Source organism: Arthrobacter sp. Dra40, assembly GCF_059091905.1.
Genome location: NZ_JBNHHB010000099.1, coordinates 1 through 18,824 on the forward strand (window position 1 = coordinate 1; position 18,824 = coordinate 18,824).

The window sequence follows — 18,824 nt, forward strand, 5'->3', positions numbered from 1 at the left end:
GGGCTTCGACAACCAGGACAAGATCGCCGCACTCGCCGCCCGGCTGCTGGAACTGCGCGGCACCTACGGAGACGCCGACTCCGCCTCCGCAGAACGTGCCCGGGAGCAGCAGGATCTGGTCCGGCGGCTGGCTGCAGCCAAGACCGTTGCAGCAGACACCCGCAGCTGGGAGGAAATTTCCACGGCAGCCCACACCGCAGCGGTGGACGCCGCGGCGGAACGCCTGGACCAGGCCCGGGATGCCAACGCCGACCTGGAGCAGTTGCGCTTCGAGCTGGAGACCGCCGAGCTGGACCTCACAGCCGCCACCGAAAAGATCGGTGTGCTCAAAGGAGACGTCGCCCGTTTGTCCGCAGAGCTGGACGCCGCACGCAGCCGCCGCGACGCGTTGCCCGCGGCCGGCGGGACCGGCGGGCAGCTGACCGAAGAACTTGCCGCTGAACTCGACTCGCTTTTTGCCCCGCACGGGGAGATTACCGATCTGACGTCCCTCAGCGACGTCTGCACCCGGGTGGAGCGCGACTTGCTGGCCTCGCGCAGCGCCCTCGAACGCACGGCGCTGGAGACCGGCAGCCAGCTGGTGAAGATTTTCGAGTCCTACGTCCGGCAGTGGGGTTCGGACCATGGGACCTCGCTCCAGGCCGCCGGAGACTACGAAGCCCGCTACCACGACATTGTCGGTGAGGGCCTGCCCCAGCGGGAGGCAGAGTTCCGCGAGTACTTCAACAACCGCACCTACGAACGCTTCAGCGACCTGCTCCAGTTGCTGGACGAAGAACGCCGCAGCATTGCGTCCCGGTTGCAGCCGCTGAACCAGATCCTGCGTCGGGTGAGCTACCACGCGGACAGCCATCTGCAGATCGAGATCGCCAATGCAGTCCCGGACGCCTCGCACAAGTTCAGAACCGACCTTAAAAACGCCCTGCCGGTCATGGGGAGGCGGCAGACCGGTGAGGACATGGACGAGCGCTACCTTGCCTTGGAGCGGATCGTCGAGCGGCTGGCCTCCGAGGATGAGCGACGCTGGCGTGCCGAGGTCCTCGACGTGCGGTCGCACGTGGACATCACCTGCACCAACCTTCTGGCCGACGGCCGCGCCTACACCAACCTGCAGGCCAGCCTGATGTCCGGCGGCGAAGGCCAGCGCTTCACCGCGTTCATCATGGCGTCGGCGCTGGCCTACCAGCTGGGCATTGCGGGGCAGGGCTTCAGCACCTTCGGCACGGTGATGATGGACGAGGCCTTCGTGAAGTCGTCGCTGGCGTTTGCCGAAGCCAGCATTAACGCGCTGCACGAATTCGGGTTCCAGCTGCTGCTGGCTGCCCCCGAGGACAAGGTGGACCTGGCCCGCTTCCTCGGTTCCGTCACCGAAGTCCTGCGCGACGAGTCCGCCAATCGGTCGGGAATCCTCGAACGCGGCCGCTCGCTGGCCCGACCGGTTGACATCGTGCTGCACTGATCCGTTGTCCTGTCGGCGCCGTCCCCCGCTGAGGCGGCGCGAGGAGCCACTAAACGGCCGGCTGGGGATTAACTGATAAGCAGCCTTACGGTACAGTTGTGTGTCCGGGTTTATTATGCAGGCGCTTTTAGCAGGAAGAGCGCTCCGGTTCCCTTCCGTGCCGGTTGTCGGCCGTGGCCGGGCACCCCGCGCACCGCTTGGGGCCAGGGCCATGGGGCTTCCCCTCGTTCCCGGCTCCCGAATCTGCCGGGGACCAACATGGCGCGTTGAAGGCGCCGACCTGTCCGTTGCCGACCCCTCTCCGCCAGTGGTTCCGCACAGCTGCGGCGCCGCCCGGCGTTGGCGGGTAACAGCAGCCATGCCATCCGGCATCTTCAGCGACGCCGCTGGAGCAGCAAGGAAAGAGCCGTTCATTATGCGCACCTTCGGGGTCGAAGAAGAGTTGCTGTTGGTAGATGCCAAGACCGGCGGTATCGCGTCGATCGCGGAGCAGTTGCTGTCGAACGCCAGCACTGAGAAGGCCGCGGATTCCGGCACGTTGGAGTTTGAAGTGAAGCAGGAGCAGGTCGAAGCAGTCTCCGCTCCGTTCAAAGACCTGAAGTCGTTGGCGGGGGCTATCAGGGCAGGACGCGCAGAGACAGACCGCCTGGCCCAACCGCTGGGCGCCAGGACAGCAGCGTTGGGGACCTTTCCCCTCACGGTGTCGTCACGCCTGGTCAGGCATCAGCGCTACGTTGAGATGGAACGCCGCTTCGGCCTGACTCTTCGCGAACAATTGACCTGCGGCTTCCATGTTCACATCTCCATAGAATCCCCCGATGAAGGCGTCGCGGTACTGGACCGCATACGAATATGGCTTCCGCTTTTGCTGGCCTTGAGCAGCAACTCGCCTTTCTGGCAAGGCACCGACAGCGGCTACTCCAGCTTTCGGCACCAGGTATGGAGGCGGTGGCCCGGCTCTGGACCGACTGACGTCTTTGGTTCCCATGCCGCGTACCGGGCGTCCATCCGGGAAATGCTGACCAGCGGAGTGCTGCTCGACGAGGGCATGGTCTACTTCGACGGCCGCCTGGCCCGGGACTATCCAACGGTCGAGCTGCGCGTAGCGGATACGTGCCTCGACCCCGACCACGCTGCAGCCATCGCAGCCCTTGCCCGGGCTTTGGTCGAGACTGCCGCCCGGGATTGGAGGGAGGGTTTGCCGGCCCCCGAGACGCCAACAGAAGTGCTGCGCCTTGCGTCCTGGCGGGCCAGCAAGTCCGGATTGAGCAGCGAACTCATCCACCCGCTCAGGAACCGGCCCTGTCCTGCGCACGCCGCAGCGAGGTCCCTCCTGGAACACGTCGGCCCGGTGCTGGCAGAAACAGAAGACGACGCCTCCGTCCACCACATCCTGATGCAGATGCTGCAAGCCGGCACGGGTGCAACGCAGCAACGCCACTCATTCAGGCGCCGCGGCAGACTCACCGACGTGGTCCGCGAGGCGGTGGACTGCACCAACAGCACCGAAAGCGTCTTTTGAGCCGCTTTCGGTCCTGAGCCCGGACTGCACGGGCAAGAACGCCCGTACGGGGTGGCTGTACAAAACAGCTGCCGGAAACCTCAAGCGATGAGGCGTGTAGTTGCGTCCGGGGTTAGTGTCTGTGCCATGGAGTCGGGTTGGGATCCCGGGCTGCCGGGAGTGCTGCTGCTGCCATCGGGGCGGCTGGTCCGGGGCCGTGCCCTGCGCCGTGGCCTGCCCCCTGGTCCTGTGCCTGATTTCGCTTTGTATCTGAAGCACCGGCCACCGAGGCCCACCGTGTGGGAGCAACGCTGGGTATCCTGGCGCGATCTCCGGTTGCCGGAGGACCCGCCCGATGCCGCGGCGGCATTCGGCGAAGCGTGGCAGCGCGCGGCGGACGAGCGGGTGGAGGTCGCCTGTTACGGCGGACGGGGGCGAACCGGCACGGCGTTGGCCTGCATGGCGATTCTGGACGGCGTTCCCGCCGCCGACGCCATCGGCTACGTACGGGAGCACTACCGCCGCGGCGCCGTCGAGACCCCGTGGCAGCGGCGCTTCGTGCGCGGCTTCCCTCAGTCCAGCACGCTGCGGTAGACCTCGAGTGTCTTATCGGCGATCGAGTCCCAGGAAAAGTGCGCCTCGGCGCGCCGGCGGCCTGCCTCGCCCTGCCGCCGGGCGGCGGCGGGGTTTTCCAACGTCTTGATGAGCGCGTTGGCAAAATCGTGCACGAACTGTTCCTCATCCAACGGGGTCCCCGTCCCGTCGGTCGCCTGCTCCAGCGGCACCAACACGCCCGTGACGCTGTCATCGACGACTTCCGGGATGCCGCCGGTGGCACTGGCGACAACAGGGGCGCCGCAGGCCATGGCCTCCAGGTTCACGATGCCCAGCGGCTCATAGATGGAGGGGCATGCGAACACGGTCGCGTGGCTGAGCACCTGGATCAGTTCCGGGCGCGGGAGCATTCGTTCGATCACCACGACCCCGTCGCGGGTCGCGCGCAGCCCGGCCACCAGATGGTTTACCTCGGCCGCCAGTTCCGGGGTGTCGGCAGCGCCGGCGCAGAGCACCAGCTGTACGTCCGGCGGGAGCAGTGCCGCCGCCCGCAGCAAGTACGGTACACCCTTCTGCCGGGTAATCCGCCCCACGAAGACCACGCTGGGCCGGTCAGGGTCTATCCCCAGGGCGCGCACGGCGTCGTCGTTCAGATCCGGTTTCCATTGCCGCACATCCACGCCGTTGTGGACCACGTGCACCCGGCCCGGATCCACATCCGGGTAGCTGCGCAGGATGTCCTGGCGCATCCCGGCCGACACGGCAATGACTGCGGCTGCCGCCTCATAGGCCGTGCGCTCCACCCACGAGGAGAGGCGGTAGCCCCCGCCCAGCTGCTCGGCCTTCCATGGACGCAACGGCTCCAGCGAGTGGGCGCTCAACACGTGCGGAACATTGTGCAGCAGCGACCCCAGATGCCCGGCCATGTTGGCGTACCACGTGTGGGAATGGATAAGGTCGGCGCCGACGAAGCCATCCAGCATCTCCAGGTCGACGCCGAGGGTCTGCACTGCCGCATTCGCTCCCCGCAGACCGGCCGGAACCGCATAACTGCGCACGCTCGCGCCGTGAAAGTCCGAGGGCCGATCAGCCCCGAAGGCATGCACGTGCAGGTCAACCGTGTCGGCCAGTACCCGGCTCAATTCGGCCACATGCACCCCGGCCCCGCCGTAGATCTCCGGCGGGAATTCTTTTGTCACAATGTCTACACGCACGACACCTAACGTAGTGCACGCCCGTGCCTTCCTCTACTGTTTGAGGACAAGGGGGACGTGATATGTCGGTCCGGCAAGGGACCGCAGGGATGCGAATGGGGAAACCATGCCACAGAAAAAGGTACTGGCCGTTGTACTCGCAGGCGGCGAGGGAAAACGGCTGATGCCGCTCACAGCCGACCGGGCCAAGCCCGCCGTGCCGTTTGCCGGCAGCTACCGGCTGATTGATTTCGCCCTCTCCAACCTGGTCAATTCCGGTTACCTGCAAATCGTCGTGTTGACCCAGTACAAGTCGCATAGCCTGGACCGTCACATTTCCGAAACGTGGCGGATGGCCTCACAGCTGGGCAACTACGTGGCCTCCGTGCCGGCGCAGCAGCGGCGCGGCAAGAGCTGGTTCCTGGGCAGCGCCAACGCGATCTACCAATCCTTGAACCTCATCCACGACGCCAGTCCGGACATCGTGGTGGTGGTCGGCGCCGACCACGTTTACCGGATGGACTTCTCCCAGATGGTCGAGGAGCACATTGCTTCCGGCGCGGCCGCCAGCGTGGCGGCGGTGCGCCAGCCGCTTTCGCTGGCCAACCAATTCGGCGTTATCGAGTCCGAGCCTGACGCCCCCACCAAAATCCGCGCTTTCGTGGAAAAACCGGCGATCACTCCCGGACTCGCGGATGATCCGCACAGCTTCCTGGCGTCCATGGGCAATTATGTGTTCAACACCGACGCTTTGCTGCGGGCGCTGGAAGCCGACGCCGAGCGGCTGGACACCAACCACGACATGGGCGGAGACATCATCCCCTACTTCGTGGAACGCGGCGAAGCGGCCGTCTACGATTTCACGGCGAACGATATTCCCGGCTCCACCGGGGCCGACCAGCAGTACTGGCGGGACGTGGGGACACTGGATTCCTACTACGAGGCCCACATGGACCTGATCAGCCCCTTGCCGGCCTTCAACCTCTACAACCTGCAGTGGCCGATCTACACCCGGCAGACCGTGTCTCCCCCGGCCAAGTTGGTTCGCGGAGTCAGCGGCACCGCCGGTACCGCGCACGACTCCCTCCTGTCCCAGGGCGTGGTGGTTTCAGGGGCAGAGGTTACCGAGTCGGTGCTCGCCACGGACGTCTTCGTGGCCGAAGGTGCCCGGATCCACGGCAGCGTGCTGATGGACAAGGTGACCGTGGGCCAAGGAGCCATCGTCCGGAGGGCCATCGTGGACAAGAACGTGCGCATTCCCTCCGGGGCCACCATCGGGGTGGACCCGGACCTGGACCGGGCGCGCGGCTTCACGGTGACCGATTCGGGGCTGACGGTGCTGAGCAAGGACCAGGAAGTCATCCTCGGTCCCACCGCGAGCGCGCAGGGGAACAAAGCCATAGCCTTGTAGGCTCGGCTACAACCTGCGAACCTTGTGCCTTCCCCATCGCTCCGGGCGTGCGCTTGCTTCCGCCAAAGCGGCAGCGGACGCCGGCGCAGGGTCCGCCGGGCGGTACGGTAGCAAGGTGCCCCAACCTCAGCCCCCGGAGACCGGCCGTGCCCGTACCGGGCAGCCGCACCAGCCGCCGTCGGGTGGCACCCGGCACATGCTCCGGGTGCGCCGCAGCGTTCCTGGGCTTCTCTTCGCCGCCGCCGCCGTGCTGGTGGCCTACGCTCTGCACGCGGTGGTGCCGGCAGTTCCGCTGATGAGCTTCTCTGTGGTCCTTGGCATCCTGGCGGCAAACCTGCCGCCGGCTGCTGCGTGGACAAGCGGCGCAGCACTCCCTGGGCTGGCCTTCTGCGCCCGCACCCTGATGCGCGCCGGAATAGTGCTGCTGGGATTCCGGCTGGCCCTGTCGGACCTGGCGGAGCTGGGCTGGTTCGCCTTGGCGCTGGTGGTACTGGTGCTGTTGCTCGCGTTCGGCGGAACCTACCTGCTGGCGCGCTGGCACCGCCTGCCCGGCGACCAGCCGGTGCTGCTGGCCGCCGGATTCTCCATTTGCGGCGCTTCGGCCATCGGAGCCGTTGCCGCAGCCCGTGGCAGCCGCAGCCAGGACACCTTGATGCCCGTCGCTCTGGTCACGCTCTGCGGCACCTTGGCCATCGGCGTCCTCCCCGCTGTCGGAGCAGTCTCCGGCATGACAGCGGAAATGTTCGGCTTCTGGGCCGGAGCTTCGGTGCACGATGTGGGACAGGTAGTGGCGACGGCGCAGAGCGCCGGTACAGCGGCGCTGACCATCGCCGTCGTCGTCAAACTCGCCCGTGTGGTGATGCTGGCTCCCCTGACAGCCGCCGTGGCCGTGCACCGGCGGCGTGCAGCCAGGGCTGCGGCCCGGCACTCGGCCGGCGCCGGCGTGCCCGCCAGGCAGCCGCCGGTAGTGCCGCTTTTCGTCCTGGGTTTCCTCGCACTGGTGGGCCTGCGCAGCACTGGATGGTTGCCGCAGCCGGTACTGGACGGAACGGCGTTGGTGCAGGAACTCCTGCTGGCGGCGGCATTGTTCGGCCTGGGCTCTGCCGTCCGCCTGCGCGAGCTGCTGCGCTCCTCACTGCCGGCCATCTCCACAGCTCTGCTGTCCTGGCTGCTGATCGCCGGACTGGGGCTGGGCGCAGCCTGGCTGGCGATGGTTAAATGGGCCGGATGACGAACCAGAACCTCAGCCGCGACGAAGCGGCGGCCAGGTCATCGATCGTGCACGTGGAAAGCTACGTGGTCTCGCTGGACCTGCGCAACGCCGAAGACCCGGACGCGCCGGGTTTCGTCTCCCGGTCCACCATTACCTTCAGCTGCAGCGAACCTGGCGCAACTGTGTTCGCCGACTTCATCCACGGAGGCATCCACTCCGTGACGCTGAACGGCCGCACCCTGGACGTCGACGATGTAGTGGACGGCTCAAGGATCCTGCTGCCCGGCCTCGAAGCGGAGAACCAGGCCACGATCACGGGGACCGCTCTCTACAGCAGCACCGGCGAGGGCCTGCACCGGTTTGTCGACCCCGCCGACGGCAAGACCTACCTCTATACGCAGTATGAACCGGCCGATGCCCAGCGGGTCTTCGCCAACTTCGAGCAGCCTGACCTGAAAGCCAGCTTCACTTTCCACGTTGCTGCCCCGGACCATTGGACCGTGGCCTCGAACGCCGCGGTTGCCGTGACCGATCCGATGGGCTCATCCCCGGGCTCCTCCGTCCGCCGTTTCGCGCCGACGCAGCGCATCTCCACCTACATCACCACTGTCCTGGCGGGCCCGTACCACTCGGCGACGGACAGCTGGCAACGCACCCTGGCGGACGGCAGGAGACTGCGGGTGCCGCTGAGGGCCTACTGCCGTGCCTCGCTGGCAGAGTCCTTTGATCCGGAGCACATCTTCGCCGTGACCAAGGCCGGCCTGGACTTTTTCCACGAACTCTTCGACTACCCCTACCCGTTCGGCAAGTACGAGCAGGCGTTCGTCCCGGAGTACAACCTCGGTGCCATGGAGAACCCTGGCCTGGTCACGTTCACCGAGGCGTATGTGTTCTCCTCCCGCGCCACCGACGCGCAGTATCAAGCCCGCGCCAACACCATCCTGCACGAGATGGCGCACATGTGGTTCGGCGACCTGGTCACCATGAAGTGGTGGGACGACCTCTGGCTGAAGGAATCCTTCGCCGACTACATGGGATCCCTGGCCTCGGTGGAAGCGACCGAGTGGACCAACGCCTGGATCACCTTCGCCAACCGGCGCAAAGGCTGGGCGTACGTGCAGGACCAGCTGCCCACGACCCATCCCATCGTGGCCAACATCCCGGACCTGGAAGCCGCCAAACAGAATTTTGACGGCATCACCTACGCCAAGGGCGCCTCGGTGCTCAAACAGCTGGTGGCCTACGCCGGCTTCGACTCCTTCATCGGTGCCTCACGCCGGTACTTCCGCGAACATGCCTACGGCAATACCTCGCTCGCGGACTTCCTCACTGCCCTCAGCGCGGCCTCCGGCCGGGACATGGAGGAGTGGGCCCGTCAGTGGCTGCAAACCGCAGGCATCTCCACTTTGTCTCTGGACCTTACGCACGACGGCGGTGCGGTCGCCTCCGCGGCGATCGTCCAGCAAGCCGTGGACCCGGTCACGGACGAACCGTCCTTCCGGCCGCACCGGTTGCGGCTGGGTTTCTACAACCCGGACGCCTCCGGCCGGTTGGTGCGCACCGACCAGTTCGAGCTGGATGTGACGGGCCCTCGAACCGAGGTTCCGGAACTGGCCGGCCGGGACGTGCCCGCACTGCTGCTGCTCAATGACGAGGACCTGACCTACGCCAAGGTGGTCTTCGACGCCCGGTCCCTGCAGACGGTGCTGACGTCCCTGGACAAGCTCAGGGATCCGCTGGCCCGTGCCCTGTGCTGGTCGACGCTCTGGGACATGACCCGCGACGGTCTTCTCCCAGCCGCCGGCTACGTGGAGGCGGTGCAGCGGTTCGCACCGGCAGAAACCGAGAACAGCGTGCTGCAGGTGGTCCTGGACTGCGCAAAGACCGCCATCGACCGGTACGCCCCGGCTGACCTCCGGCCCGGGCTCCGGGAGGTGTTCCTTGCTGCCGCCCGGCGTCAGGTCGAAGCCGCCGACGCAGGCAGCGACCAGCAACTGTCCTGGGCACGGTCCCTGGCGGCAAATGCCCGCGCCGACGACAGCCAGGCACCGCTTCTGCGCGGCCTGCTGGACACATCCATCAAGGTCAAGGGGCTGGCGATGGACACGGATCTGCGCTGGCGGTTCTGGCAGGCCCTGGCGGCCACCGGCCACGCCTCAGCGGCAGAACTCGAGAGGGCCTTGGCACGGGACCGCAATGCCGCAGCACGCGCCGGCCATCTGGCCGCGATGACTGCCCGGCCGGTTCCGGACGTCAAAGCCCGGGCATGGCACAGCGCAGTGCATTCCGATTCGCTGTCCAACGAGTTGCTGGACGCCACCATTGATGGCTTCTGCCAAGGCCCGCATGAACTCCACGCCGGGTACGTGGAGCCGTACTTCGAGGAACTCGTGCGGATCTGGTCGTCCAAGAGCATCGAGATAGCGTCCCGACTGGTGCGGGGGCTCTACCCCGCCGCACAGGATTTGGTCCCCGGACAGGGGCCCGCCGAGCATCCTGTTGTGGTGCGCACCACGGCCTGGCTGGACGATCATGCCAACGCGCCCGCGGCGCTGCGCCGCATCATCATTGAACAGCGCGACCACCTGCTTCGTGCCCTGCGTGCGCAGCAGGCCGGGATCACGGCCGACGACGGCGCCTCGGCCGGCACCGGACGGAGGACAGCCCCTAAACCAGTTCCCGGTGCCGCCGCCGTGGACTAGGCTGGCCTCGTCCACATACGAGTCAGTCTCCGGCCGGCTCAGTCCGCAGGGAGCCCGGGCTTTAGGAGCAGGAGGACGCATGCCCAGAGTGCGGGTGCACAATTTCGCCCTCTCGCTTGACGGCTATGCCGCGGGTCCGCGCCAAAGCGTGGACAATCCGTTGGGCGAAGGCGGTGAACAGCTGCACGAGTGGCTGTTCCACACGGAGGCGGGCAAGCAGATGGTGGGCGAAACCGGCGGTTCCACCGGGGCGGACAACGACTTCTTTCTGGCAGGTGTCCATGGCATCGGCGCCACCATCATGGGCCGGAACATGTTCGGGCCGGTCCGCGGCGAGTGGCCCTCCGTGGAGTGGCGGGGCTGGTGGGGCGAAGACCCGCCGTTCCATCATCCGGTCTTCGTGCTGACGAACTACCCGCGGCCGCCCATCACCATGGCCGGCGGGACCGTCTTCCACTTTGTCGACGACGGGATCGAGTCCGCCCTGCGGCAGGCCATCGACGCTGCCGCCGGGCAGGACGTCCGGCTCGGCGGCGGCGCATCCGTCGTCCGGCAATACCTGCGAGCGCGGCTCGTGGACGAACTGCACCTGGCCATCGTGCCCGTCCTGCTGGGCTCCGGTGAGCGGCTGTTCGAGAACCTTGACGCGGCTGCCCTGGGCTACCGGTGCAACAAGTTCACCGCCTCGGCCGCTGTGGCACACGTGCTCCTGGGAAAACAACCGGGCTGAGCCACCACCTGCGGCCGGGCAGGTTCTACCGTCGTCACTACGGCACGCGGTACAGCCACTCGTCCGTGGCGAACTTCGTCTGCACCAGGTCCCGCGCCATGGCCAGCTCTTCGTCGGAGAACCCGCTGTCTTCGGCGGCATAGCGGTCCTTGAACGTCCGGATCATCACGTCGAGGATTTCCTCCCGGCTCAGGCCGGTCTGGCGCCGCAGCGGGTCCACGCGCTTCTTGGCGCTGGATATGCCCTTGTCGGAGATCTTTTCCTTGCCGATCCGCAGCACGTCAGTCATCTTGTCCGCGTCGATGTCGTAGGACATGGTCACATGGTGCAGCATGCCCCCATTTGCCAGCCGCTTCTGCGCCGCTCCGCCGATTTTGCCCTCCGGCGTGGCGATGTCGTTGAGTGGCTGGTAGAACGCGTTAATACCGACCTTCTTGAGCGAGGCCATCACCCAGGCATCGAGGAACGCATAGGACGCCTCAAAGCTTTGTCCGTCCACCAGGGTCTGCGGCAGGTACAGCGAGTAGGTGATTGCGTTGCCCCGTTCCATGAACATGGCGCCACCGCCGCTGATCCGCCGCACCACAGTGATGCCGTGGCGTTCCACACCGTCCGGGTCCACTTCGTTGCGCACCGACTGGAAGCTGCCGATTACCACCGACGGTGCCTCCCACTCCCAGAACCTCAGCGTTGGCGGCCGCTTCCCGGCGCCCACCTGCCGGGTCAGGACCTCGTCCATCGCCACGTGGAGGTGGGTCGGCAGCGGGGTGGGGGGGATAATCTGCCAGCGGTGATCCAACCACCCGGTCGCCTTGTTGAGGGCACGGCGCACGGCCACCGCGACCGCATCGGCGGAGAAGCCAAACATCTGCGTCTCCGGCCGCAGCGCGTCGGCAATAGCGCCGGCATACTGCCCGTGGGTACTTTCGATGCTCATGCCATCAAGCGCGGCGTTGATATCCGCGAGTGCTTCGTCAGGTTCCAGGAAGAAGTCCCCGCTGACTGATGGGTGCCCGATCTTCCCGTCCAGCACCTCGAAATCCACGACAACGAGCTTGCCGCCCTGGACTTTGTATTCTCCGTGGCGGTGGTCGGACATCTGCGCTCCTTGGCTGTTCAACGGCCGGCGGGACGGTGCCGGCCATCCTTGGGGTGGTGGTCGGGGGCCATCTCAGTCTTACCACGCCGACGGCGGACCTCCAGCCGTCGGGCGGCAGGACTCACTCAAGCCACATTCAGGGTTCTTCCAGCCTGCGCCGGGGTCGCGTCCAGACGGCGGCCGTAGTGTCAGAGACACCTCATCACGGTGCGAGTGAAAGAGGGGCCGGACGTGCCCGGCCCAAGGCGCCGGCGGGCATGGAGTATCTCCCCCGACTTCTCCATTGCCTGCCGGCGCTTTTTCATGCCTTCTCAGTCTTCCCCGGGTCGACGAGCTTCAGTCCGATGACGCAGCCGATGATCCCGGCCACGAACAGCAGCTTCAACACACTCACCGGCTCGCCGCCAAACAACATGGCGTAGGCAACGGTCAGCGCCGCCCCTGTCCCCGTCCAGATGGCATAGGCAGTGCCTATGGGGATGCCGCGCATCGCATAGCCAAGTCCGAGCATGCTCAAAGCCAACGCCACAAAGAACACCACCGCAGGCAGCGGCCGGCTGAGGCCGTCGGACATCCCCAGGGCCGTGGCCCACACGGCTTCCAGGACGGCGCTGATCAACAAGACGGTCCAGTACACGGCGCCCCCTTAACCGATCGCCTTGAGGCCGACAACGCAGCCGATGATGCCCAACAGCAGGAGGACCCGGACCACCGTGGCTTTCTCTGCGCCGGTGACCATGGCGACGGCCGCGGTCAACACCGCGCCGATTCCCACCCATACTGCATAGGCGGTTCCTACCGGTATCGCGGTCATGGCGTAGGCCAGGCCGGCCATGCTCATCACCATTGCTGCCAGGAAAATGATTGTGGGCCAAAGCCGGCGGAAGTTTTTCGAAGCGCCCAACGCCGTGGCCCATACGGCCTCCAGGACACCGGACAGGACAAGTATCAGCCATTCCATGATTGATTCCTCTGGCCAGTCTTGTCGCACACCGGGTACTGAACCGTCGTCCGGAGACCTGGGAAAGAGGTCTTGGACTAGAAAATAGCAAAGCACGACGGCGGCGCGCAGCTTTGGTGGCCAACTTCACCAGCCGTGGCACAGGTCGCAATCGCCGGCCGCCGCTCGATCCCTGCCGCCTGGTGGCTCCCTCAGATGATGCAGAGGGAGTCCTGGCCCTTTCAACCAAATCCGGCCGCCGTGCCCAAAACTGTCGAACCATGAGCGCTACAAAGGTAGCCTGTTCCCAAGTCCTGGTCGGGCGGGCCGGAATCGGGGAAGAGGACGATGAACAAAACCGACGTCATCACCGTTGCCGCACTGTTTGGAACCACTTCACTCATCGCCGGAATGTTCCTGTTGGGACACCCTGAATGGGGAGGCTATGTCATTCAGGGTCTGATGTTGATCGTGGCCGTGCTGGTAGTAGTCAGGCTGGCGCGAGGAGCGACAAGCAGCGCCTTCAAAACGATGTCCGAGTCTGGAAGCACCGTCAATGACTTGTACCTGGGCACCACGTACACAGGTCCACGATTACTCGCCCCTCCGATAGGGAAGCAATCAGAGTTGATCGAGGATGATGATGAGCGGCTCGAGCTTTTCCAGGCTCTCGCGGACGCAGAAGCACGGGCGGGCGAAAACGAGGAGAGATCGGGATAGTTCCAGGTTCCAAGGCAATACGGCGCCGAAACCAAAAGACCAACGAGAACGTCGACGCGAAAGTACTCCCGCATATGGGCTACAGTGAAAGGATAAACCCTGCCGCTCTGCGGTGAAACAGTCCGGACTCTCGCCGGACATACGGGGGGATATCCATATGCTTGCAAAGCTCGGCCGGCCGCCATTGCCACCGCCGGAGCATTGCTGCTCGGCGGGTTCAGCGCAGCGGCACCGGTTGAGGCCGTCGGCCCGAAGGCAACGGGGGCAAATGCTTCCTCGGTACTGAGCACCCTGCCGGTCAAGGGCAAGGCAGCGAAGACAGGCTATTCGCGGGACAAGTTCGGACCGGCCTGGCAGGACACCGATCGCAACGGCTGCGATACCCGCAACGACATCCTCAACCGTGACCTCACCAAGGACAAGTTCAAGGCAGGCACCCATAACTGCGTCATCGCCTCCGGGACTTTGAAGGATCCGTACACCTAATCGCCTCGCGGCAGTGTCCTGCGATCGCTTGGGTGTCGCACCTCCGCCCGTAAGGCGGTCGCACACCGCGACAAAGATGAGCGAGAACTTATGCATGCCTGTGAATGGCCCCAGCGCGATTGAATTCAGTTCCACCAGGGCCCGTGAATGGCCCGTTAGTGGATGCTTCATCGAGGCGCCCCTTCGGACATACTCACGGTTATCAGTGATTGACGGGTTCAGATGGAAAATGGTCTCGGTCCTCGTAGTTGAACTACGCCTACAGCAGGCCGGTGGACTTCCCAGAGTTCATGGCGCCGTAGCGTAAATACAGCTTGGCCAAGGTGGTCCTTTCGACAGCGGCGACGTCGATTCTACGCAACGGCGTGCGGCGGGGCCCGCCGGAGCCGTACGGTAGCCGGATGGAACGCTTTACAGGGTTCATCGCGGGTCTGGGCACCAGCGCGGGTCGCCGAATAGTGGTCGGGCACTGGATGGACTCGCCGCTCGGCGCCTTCACGGACGTCATGACCGAGGACCGCGACGGGCTGCAGACGCTGCTGGCCCCCAACCGGGCGGTCGCCGACTATGTGTCCGCGACCTACCGCTTCGACGACATGGTGGTTGCGCCGCTGGACGCCAGTCTGAGCCCCGCCGGGGAACGGAGCGCGGAACCGGGGAACGAACCCGGGACCGCCGCACTGGTCCTCCGCGTTTCCGGCGGCCCGCTGGAACTGCGCGCCGACCTGGGCCCCGTGACAGCGCTCGGCTGGATGCTGCAACTGTTCCCCGCCCGGATCGCCGTCCACCCGGCGTGGCTGACAGCCGTGAACCGCGCCGCGGGGATCCTGCTCCCGGGGGTGGCCACCGCCGGCTCCGCCCGAGGCGGACGTCGGGAGTACTATGGCGTGCGCTCCATCCGTAGCGTTGAGCGCGCCGCGGCGAGCTGGAACGGGGCCGGCCTCGGGCCCCTCGCGCCGGTGGTTCCGCCCGTGCGCTTCGGCTTCAGTTCCGTCCCCCGCACGCCACAGGCCGTGGCCGTCACGACGACGATCCTCCCCGCCCGCCGCTGAGGCGGGACCGGTGGCTGAAGGGGGTTAGTAACGTTCGTTCCGGAGGCAACAAGACCTTCCCTTCTCAAGGTCGGGAGTTGCCCGCCCGCCAGTCGCATAAGCCGGTCCTCCACCGCGTCAGGGATGAGCGAGAGCTTATGCAGGCACGTGAATAGCACGTGGGGCCATAATATTCATGTTCCCTCAGAACTCATTGCTGTTCCGTTTGGGGATCCTTCAGAGTGCGGGGGCGTGTGCCTGCTTTGCTCCTGCTGTGTGCGATCAAACAGCAGTTTCGCCGGCAAGAGCAGTGATGATGGGGCACGGCGCAGCTGGATCGATGCACTGCAGTTCGAGCAATCCCATGATCGCTGATTGAGTGCGCTGCAAGTCTGCAACTTTGTCATCTATCTCGCGGAGCGGGACGGAAATCATGTTCCATCAGGGCTGATGTATGTCCTGTGAGGACATGCTTCATCGAGAACATGACCGGACCTACTCACGGTTATCGGCGTTCACAATTCCTCGCCATACGTCGTTCGGACGCCCGGCACAGCCCGGCCCGGGTCCGGCGTGGCTGGCCGTGGCGGACAGCAACTACACCCTCGTTTTGGTTCCCGCTCTGCGTGCGATTGCGCCCCAGGGCGGAACGACGTTCCACTTCCACAGCGCCGCAACCGAGGACGTGCTCGCCGAGGCGACCCAGGCCGCGGGTGGCTCGGACGTGCGCGTCGGTGCTGGACTTGGCACCCCGCGCGACTTCCTGCGCGCCGGCCTGGTCGACGAGTTGCACCTCATGGTCGCCCCGATCCTCCTCGGCCGGGGGAATCGACTGTGGGACGGCATGCCCGCCCTCCACCTCATCCACAAGGTGACGACGGAAGTGGCCGAGAGCGGCACGATCCACGTCACGTTTACGCGATAGGACGTACACATGACGATCGAACGTCGGCTCGCCCGCGCCGAATTCACCCTGACTCGCGACTACCCCGTTCCCCTCGAGCGCGTCTGGAACGCATTCGCCGAGGAGGACCAGAAGCTGCACTGGTTCGGCGCTGGCGACACCGTTGAGCCCGGTGAGTCGTCGTTCGACTTCCGCGTCGGCGGACGCGACGTCGACGAGGGGACATTTCACGGCGGTCCGGTCTCGCGGTACGAGGCCACGTACACCGACATCGTCGAGCACGTCCGCATCGTCACGAGGTACGACATGTGGCTCGACGGGGTCCACATGTCGACGTCGATAGCCTCGTTCGAGTTCGAGCCGATCGACGAGGGTACCCGGTTCACGCACGTCGATCACGGCGTCTTCTTCGACCAGTTCTGGGCCGACGGGCCGAACCGCGAGGAAGGCAGCCGGGGCCTGCTCGAGGCTCTGGGCAACTACCTGACCTGACGCAACTCCCGCAACTGTGGCTGAGCTGCCAGCCCGCTTCGTGGCCCGGGTAGTCGATGGGCCACCGCTCAACCTCACTTGACCCGAGTCTCAGAGCTCCGCGGCAATGGAACGGATACTGCGTCTGGCGTGCAAAAGGTCCGCATCGTGACCCGGTTCGGTCTCCGATAGAAAACGGGCTGAGATCACCACCTCGCGTTGCCCCTAAATCGGAGGGACCTGAATGGACGCTTTATGGCAGAACCAATTGATGGCATCATGTGCCTGCTCACCAACCTCTTGCGGTCGCTCTGGCCGCTTACGGCCGCGTGTGCAAGCCTGAGGTCAGGAGCCTAACGGCGGTTGGGTGGGTGGCCAAAACTTGCGTTCTCGATCTTCTGGACTCATGATCCCGACGCTATTACCGTCGGGATCATCAGCGATCGCGTAGCGGGCGCCCCAGAAAGCGTCATAGGGCTGTTGATGGCCTCTATATCCCGCGGCAGTCAACTCCCGATAAACCTCATCGACGGCCTCCCGAGTAGGAACAGAGAACCCGAGCACCACGCCACCCCCAGTTGCCCCGTTCCACCCCGAATCCCACTGGGACACAAACTCCGCACTGTCCCATTCAAGGACCATGCCGTTTGGAAGCCGGGCGGCGACATGCAAAGCACCTGGTGCAGCGTCGATTGTCAGACCGAGGCGACGGTAGAAGGCGACGGCTGAATCCATGTCCCGCACCACCAGATTCACTTGGTTCAAGACAGGCTCACAAGACATAAGCCACCACCTCTCTGTGCTATCACACACTACGCACTGCAGTGACCTGGCAGGAAGGTCGAGCGGCCATCCGGTAAGGGATCCTCGCGTTACAGCTGTTGCGCTCCCGGATAAAAGAAATCTGTCTTTCGTCAGATAGCGGGTCTGAGCACAGTCCGACCTCACCCTTGGGCGGGGAGGTTCAGGTGGGTGGCGTGGCCGATGGCGACAAGCCCGTTTCGGAAGGTCATCACCTCATTGATCACGACGCCGTGCTGGTTGCGATAATGCACGATGACCGTTTCCACTCCCGCATAGACATCGATCAGCTCGAACCGCAAATCCCGGTTGCCCTCTAACGCCAGGGTCCAGTAGCTGCGCAGCGCGGCCTTGCCGGAGATGATCCCGCCGCTCTCGGGAACAACCCGCTTGGCCGTAGGAGAACTGAAGACGACGTCCTCGGCGTAGGAGACCAGGACCCTCTCAACGTCGTGATCGTTCCATGCGTCAATCCACTCTCGGGCGAACCCGCCCGGCTCAGGCATGTTCATGACCGGATGTTAGGCGACGCCGTAAGACCCGTCACCGTCGGTGCCGACATCAGCTTCTCACCGGGCTGCGTCACGGTGTGTCCTCAGGTCGAGGCCGGGGCGTGGGCGGCCGGCGAGGGCGAGAACCAGGTCGGCGGCCGAGGCGTTGACCGGCTCGCCTTCGCCGAACTGCCAGTCCAGGTCGGTCGCGCGCAGCAGCTGCCCGGACGGGCCGGTGCCGAAGCGGTCCGCGACGCCGTTCGTCATGGCCGCGAGCACGAGCTGAGTCGACTCGTCGTCGGCGGTGCGTGACAGGCCGATGGCGGTGGTGATGTCGAGGCCGTGGATGACGACGTGGCTGAGCGCACCCATCGCCCCGCCCCCGGGCGGGGCCCAGAGAGCCATAGTGTCGCTGCGCAGATCGGCCAGCAGCCGTGCGAAGGGCAGGTTTCCATCGCGACGGGCCACCGTCTCAGACAATACGTCGAAGTTGTTTCCGGCCGCGGCCAGCTCCCGCACGAATGCCTCAGCGTCGTAGCGGGCCGCCATCGTCATGTGCGCGACGACATGTTTCACGGCCCAGCCCTCGCAGAGTGAGGGAGCGTCGGCGACGGTCGAGGGCTGTTCGGCCAGGGCGTCGGCAAGTGCCACGACCTGCGGGCCGACCAGTGCCTGGATGCTGGAGCAGGAATCGTTAGTGATCATGTGGTCTTTCCCAAGAGGAGGGCCGCGTTGAAGCGGGCGAGGGTCCGCGCGGCGTCACCGAGCACGAAGGACACCCACCCGAAGGCCACGGCCACGCTCAGCCACAGTGATAGGAAGCGGCCCTGCGGGTCTCCGCCGATGTTGGGCAGGATCGACAGAACGATCACCATCGGCCCGACCGCTAGGGCGATCCAGCGCTTCAGGGTGCGGCTCAGCGCGGCGTAGCGGCGCGACAACGACCACCCGGCGGCTAGGATCGCAGCGAATCCGAGCGGAAACAGGATCCCGTGAACGGCCGCGTGCCAGGAGATGGTGTCCCCGATGCCGTCGGGGGTGCCTGGGGGGAACCCGAACGCGGGGTCCATTCGGAACAAACCACCGGCAATGAGCGCCAGCCCGAACGTCGCCAGCC

20 protein-coding genes and 1 riboswitch are annotated in these 18,824 nt (G+C 65.6%); of the genes, 12 read left to right on the forward strand and 8 right to left on the reverse strand.

Annotation, left to right across the window (positions count from 1 at the left end; translation table 11 throughout):
- The 3 genes from AC5RWT_RS24465 to AC5RWT_RS24475 all read left to right on the forward strand — a co-directional run.
- Positions 1–1,459: SbcC/MukB-like Walker B domain-containing protein (locus AC5RWT_RS24465; protein WP_494082448.1), on the forward strand; the 1,459-nt coding region annotated here is incomplete at its 5' end.
- 358 nt (positions 1,460–1,817) lie between these two features.
- Positions 1,818–2,981 carry a carboxylate-amine ligase gene (locus tag AC5RWT_RS24470; protein ID WP_494082449.1) on the forward strand — a complete coding sequence of 388 codons (1,164 nt, stop codon included), beginning with the start codon at positions 1,818–1,820 and terminating at the stop codon, positions 2,979–2,981.
- Between the two features lie 126 nt (positions 2,982–3,107).
- Positions 3,108–3,554, forward strand: a complete 447-nt coding sequence (locus AC5RWT_RS24475) for a protein-tyrosine phosphatase family protein (RefSeq protein WP_494082450.1) — start codon at positions 3,108–3,110, stop codon at positions 3,552–3,554.
- Here AC5RWT_RS24475 and glgA read toward each other — a convergent pair.
- On the reverse strand, positions 3,533–4,729 hold the full coding sequence (gene glgA / locus AC5RWT_RS24480) for a glycogen synthase (RefSeq protein WP_494082451.1): 1,197 nt from the start codon (positions 4,727–4,729) through the stop codon (positions 3,533–3,535). The two genes, AC5RWT_RS24475 and glgA, sit on opposite strands and share 22 nt — an antisense overlap.
- 106 nt (positions 4,730–4,835) lie before the next feature.
- On the opposite strand from glgA, the gene glgC reads away from it, so the two are divergent.
- The 4 genes from glgC to AC5RWT_RS24500 all read left to right on the forward strand — a co-directional run bounded on the left by glgC (position 4,836) and on the right by AC5RWT_RS24500 (position 10,764).
- Entirely contained in the window at positions 4,836–6,119 is a 1,284-nt protein-coding gene (gene glgC, locus AC5RWT_RS24485) for a glucose-1-phosphate adenylyltransferase (protein WP_494082452.1), read from the forward strand.
- Positions 6,120–6,234: 115 nt separating this feature from the next.
- Entirely contained in the window at positions 6,235–7,350 is a 1,116-nt protein-coding gene (locus AC5RWT_RS24490; protein WP_494082453.1) for a YeiH family protein, read from the forward strand.
- The gene (gene pepN / locus AC5RWT_RS24495; protein ID WP_494082454.1) at positions 7,347–10,034 is read left to right on the forward strand and encodes an aminopeptidase N; all 2,688 of its coding nucleotides are present in this window, start codon (positions 7,347–7,349) and stop codon (positions 10,032–10,034) included. The genes AC5RWT_RS24490 and pepN overlap by 4 nt, the downstream gene beginning before the upstream one ends.
- Before the next feature lie 79 nt (positions 10,035–10,113).
- Entirely contained in the window at positions 10,114–10,764 is a 651-nt protein-coding gene (locus AC5RWT_RS24500) for a dihydrofolate reductase family protein (protein WP_494082455.1), read from the forward strand.
- 37 nt (positions 10,765–10,801) lie between these two features.
- Here the strand turns inward: AC5RWT_RS24500 and lplAB are convergent, their stop codons facing one another.
- The 3 genes from lplAB to AC5RWT_RS24515 form a co-directional block, all read right to left on the reverse strand.
- On the reverse strand, positions 10,802–11,863 hold the full coding sequence (gene lplAB / locus AC5RWT_RS24505; RefSeq protein ID WP_494082456.1) for a lipoate-protein ligase LplAB: 1,062 nt from the start codon (positions 11,861–11,863) through the stop codon (positions 10,802–10,804).
- A 301-nt stretch (positions 11,864–12,164) separates the two neighbouring features.
- A complete protein-coding gene (locus tag AC5RWT_RS24510) occupies positions 12,165–12,500 on the reverse strand; it encodes a DMT family transporter (RefSeq protein WP_494082457.1) in 336 nt (111 codons plus the stop codon).
- Between the two features lie 9 nt (positions 12,501–12,509).
- The gene (locus tag AC5RWT_RS24515) at positions 12,510–12,824 is read right to left on the reverse strand and encodes a DMT family transporter (RefSeq protein WP_494082458.1); all 315 of its coding nucleotides are present in this window, start codon (positions 12,822–12,824) and stop codon (positions 12,510–12,512) included.
- A 10-nt stretch (positions 12,825–12,834) separates the two neighbouring features.
- A riboswitch (guanidine-III (ykkC-III) riboswitch) is annotated at positions 12,835–12,901 on the reverse strand.
- A 250-nt stretch (positions 12,902–13,151) separates the two neighbouring features.
- Between AC5RWT_RS24515 and AC5RWT_RS24520 the strand changes: the two genes are divergently transcribed.
- From AC5RWT_RS24520 to AC5RWT_RS24540, 5 genes are all read left to right on the forward strand, one after another.
- Positions 13,152–13,523, forward strand: a complete 372-nt coding sequence (locus AC5RWT_RS24520) for a hypothetical protein (protein ID WP_494082459.1) — start codon at positions 13,152–13,154, stop codon at positions 13,521–13,523.
- Between the two features lie 201 nt (positions 13,524–13,724).
- The gene (locus tag AC5RWT_RS24525) at positions 13,725–14,009 is read left to right on the forward strand and encodes a hypothetical protein (protein WP_494082460.1); all 285 of its coding nucleotides are present in this window, start codon (positions 13,725–13,727) and stop codon (positions 14,007–14,009) included.
- Positions 14,010–14,410: 401 nt separating this feature from the next.
- Entirely contained in the window at positions 14,411–15,061 is a 651-nt protein-coding gene (locus AC5RWT_RS24530; protein ID WP_494082461.1) for a hypothetical protein, read from the forward strand.
- 562 nt (positions 15,062–15,623) lie between these two features.
- The gene (locus AC5RWT_RS24535; protein WP_494082462.1) at positions 15,624–15,965 is read left to right on the forward strand and encodes a dihydrofolate reductase family protein; all 342 of its coding nucleotides are present in this window, start codon (positions 15,624–15,626) and stop codon (positions 15,963–15,965) included.
- Positions 15,966–15,974: 9 nt separating this feature from the next.
- Positions 15,975–16,436, forward strand: coding sequence for an SRPBCC domain-containing protein (locus AC5RWT_RS24540; protein WP_494082463.1), 462 nt, complete (start codon positions 15,975–15,977; stop codon positions 16,434–16,436).
- A 324-nt stretch (positions 16,437–16,760) separates the two neighbouring features.
- Here AC5RWT_RS24540 and AC5RWT_RS24545 read toward each other — a convergent pair whose 3' ends face one another.
- From AC5RWT_RS24545 to AC5RWT_RS24560, 4 genes are all read right to left on the reverse strand, one after another.
- The gene (locus AC5RWT_RS24545) at positions 16,761–17,198 is read right to left on the reverse strand and encodes a VOC family protein (RefSeq protein WP_494082464.1); all 438 of its coding nucleotides are present in this window, start codon (positions 17,196–17,198) and stop codon (positions 16,761–16,763) included.
- A 161-nt stretch (positions 17,199–17,359) separates the two neighbouring features.
- Positions 17,360–17,728 (reverse strand): nuclear transport factor 2 family protein, encoded by a 369-nt coding sequence (locus AC5RWT_RS24550; RefSeq protein ID WP_494082465.1) that lies wholly within the window; start codon positions 17,726–17,728, stop codon positions 17,360–17,362.
- A gap of 57 nt (positions 17,729–17,785) precedes the next feature.
- On the reverse strand, positions 17,786–18,412 hold the full coding sequence (locus AC5RWT_RS24555) for a maleylpyruvate isomerase family mycothiol-dependent enzyme (protein WP_494082466.1): 627 nt from the start codon (positions 18,410–18,412) through the stop codon (positions 17,786–17,788).
- Positions 18,409–18,824 (reverse strand): DUF998 domain-containing protein (locus tag AC5RWT_RS24560; protein ID WP_494082467.1); only part of this gene is annotated, 416 nt, incomplete at its 5' end. The genes AC5RWT_RS24560 and AC5RWT_RS24555, both read right to left, overlap by 4 nt.

Coding starts and splice junctions, on each gene's coding strand:
- pepN (WP_494082454.1), top strand. CDS start 7,347: ATGACGAACCAGAACCTCAGCCGCGACGAAGCGGCGGCCAGGTCATCG.
- AC5RWT_RS24540 (WP_494082463.1), top strand. CDS start 15,975: ATGACGATCGAACGTCGGCTCGCCCGCGCCGAATTCACCCTGACTCGC.
- AC5RWT_RS24530 (WP_494082461.1), top strand. CDS start 14,411: ATGGAACGCTTTACAGGGTTCATCGCGGGTCTGGGCACCAGCGCGGGT.
- lplAB (WP_494082456.1), bottom strand. CDS start 11,863: ATGTCCGACCACCGCCACGGAGAATACAAAGTCCAGGGCGGCAAGCTC.
- AC5RWT_RS24550 (WP_494082465.1), bottom strand. CDS start 17,728: ATGAACATGCCTGAGCCGGGCGGGTTCGCCCGAGAGTGGATTGACGCA.
- AC5RWT_RS24470 (WP_494082449.1), top strand. CDS start 1,818: ATGCCATCCGGCATCTTCAGCGACGCCGCTGGAGCAGCAAGGAAAGAG.
- AC5RWT_RS24545 (WP_494082464.1), bottom strand. CDS start 17,198: ATGTCTTGTGAGCCTGTCTTGAACCAAGTGAATCTGGTGGTGCGGGAC.
- glgC (WP_494082452.1), top strand. CDS start 4,836: ATGCCACAGAAAAAGGTACTGGCCGTTGTACTCGCAGGCGGCGAGGGA.
- AC5RWT_RS24515 (WP_494082458.1), bottom strand. CDS start 12,824: ATGGAATGGCTGATACTTGTCCTGTCCGGTGTCCTGGAGGCCGTATGG.
- AC5RWT_RS24500 (WP_494082455.1), top strand. CDS start 10,114: ATGCCCAGAGTGCGGGTGCACAATTTCGCCCTCTCGCTTGACGGCTAT.
- AC5RWT_RS24555 (WP_494082466.1), bottom strand. CDS start 18,412: ATGATCACTAACGATTCCTGCTCCAGCATCCAGGCACTGGTCGGCCCG.
- AC5RWT_RS24520 (WP_494082459.1), top strand. CDS start 13,152: ATGAACAAAACCGACGTCATCACCGTTGCCGCACTGTTTGGAACCACT.
- AC5RWT_RS24475 (WP_494082450.1), top strand. CDS start 3,108: ATGGAGTCGGGTTGGGATCCCGGGCTGCCGGGAGTGCTGCTGCTGCCA.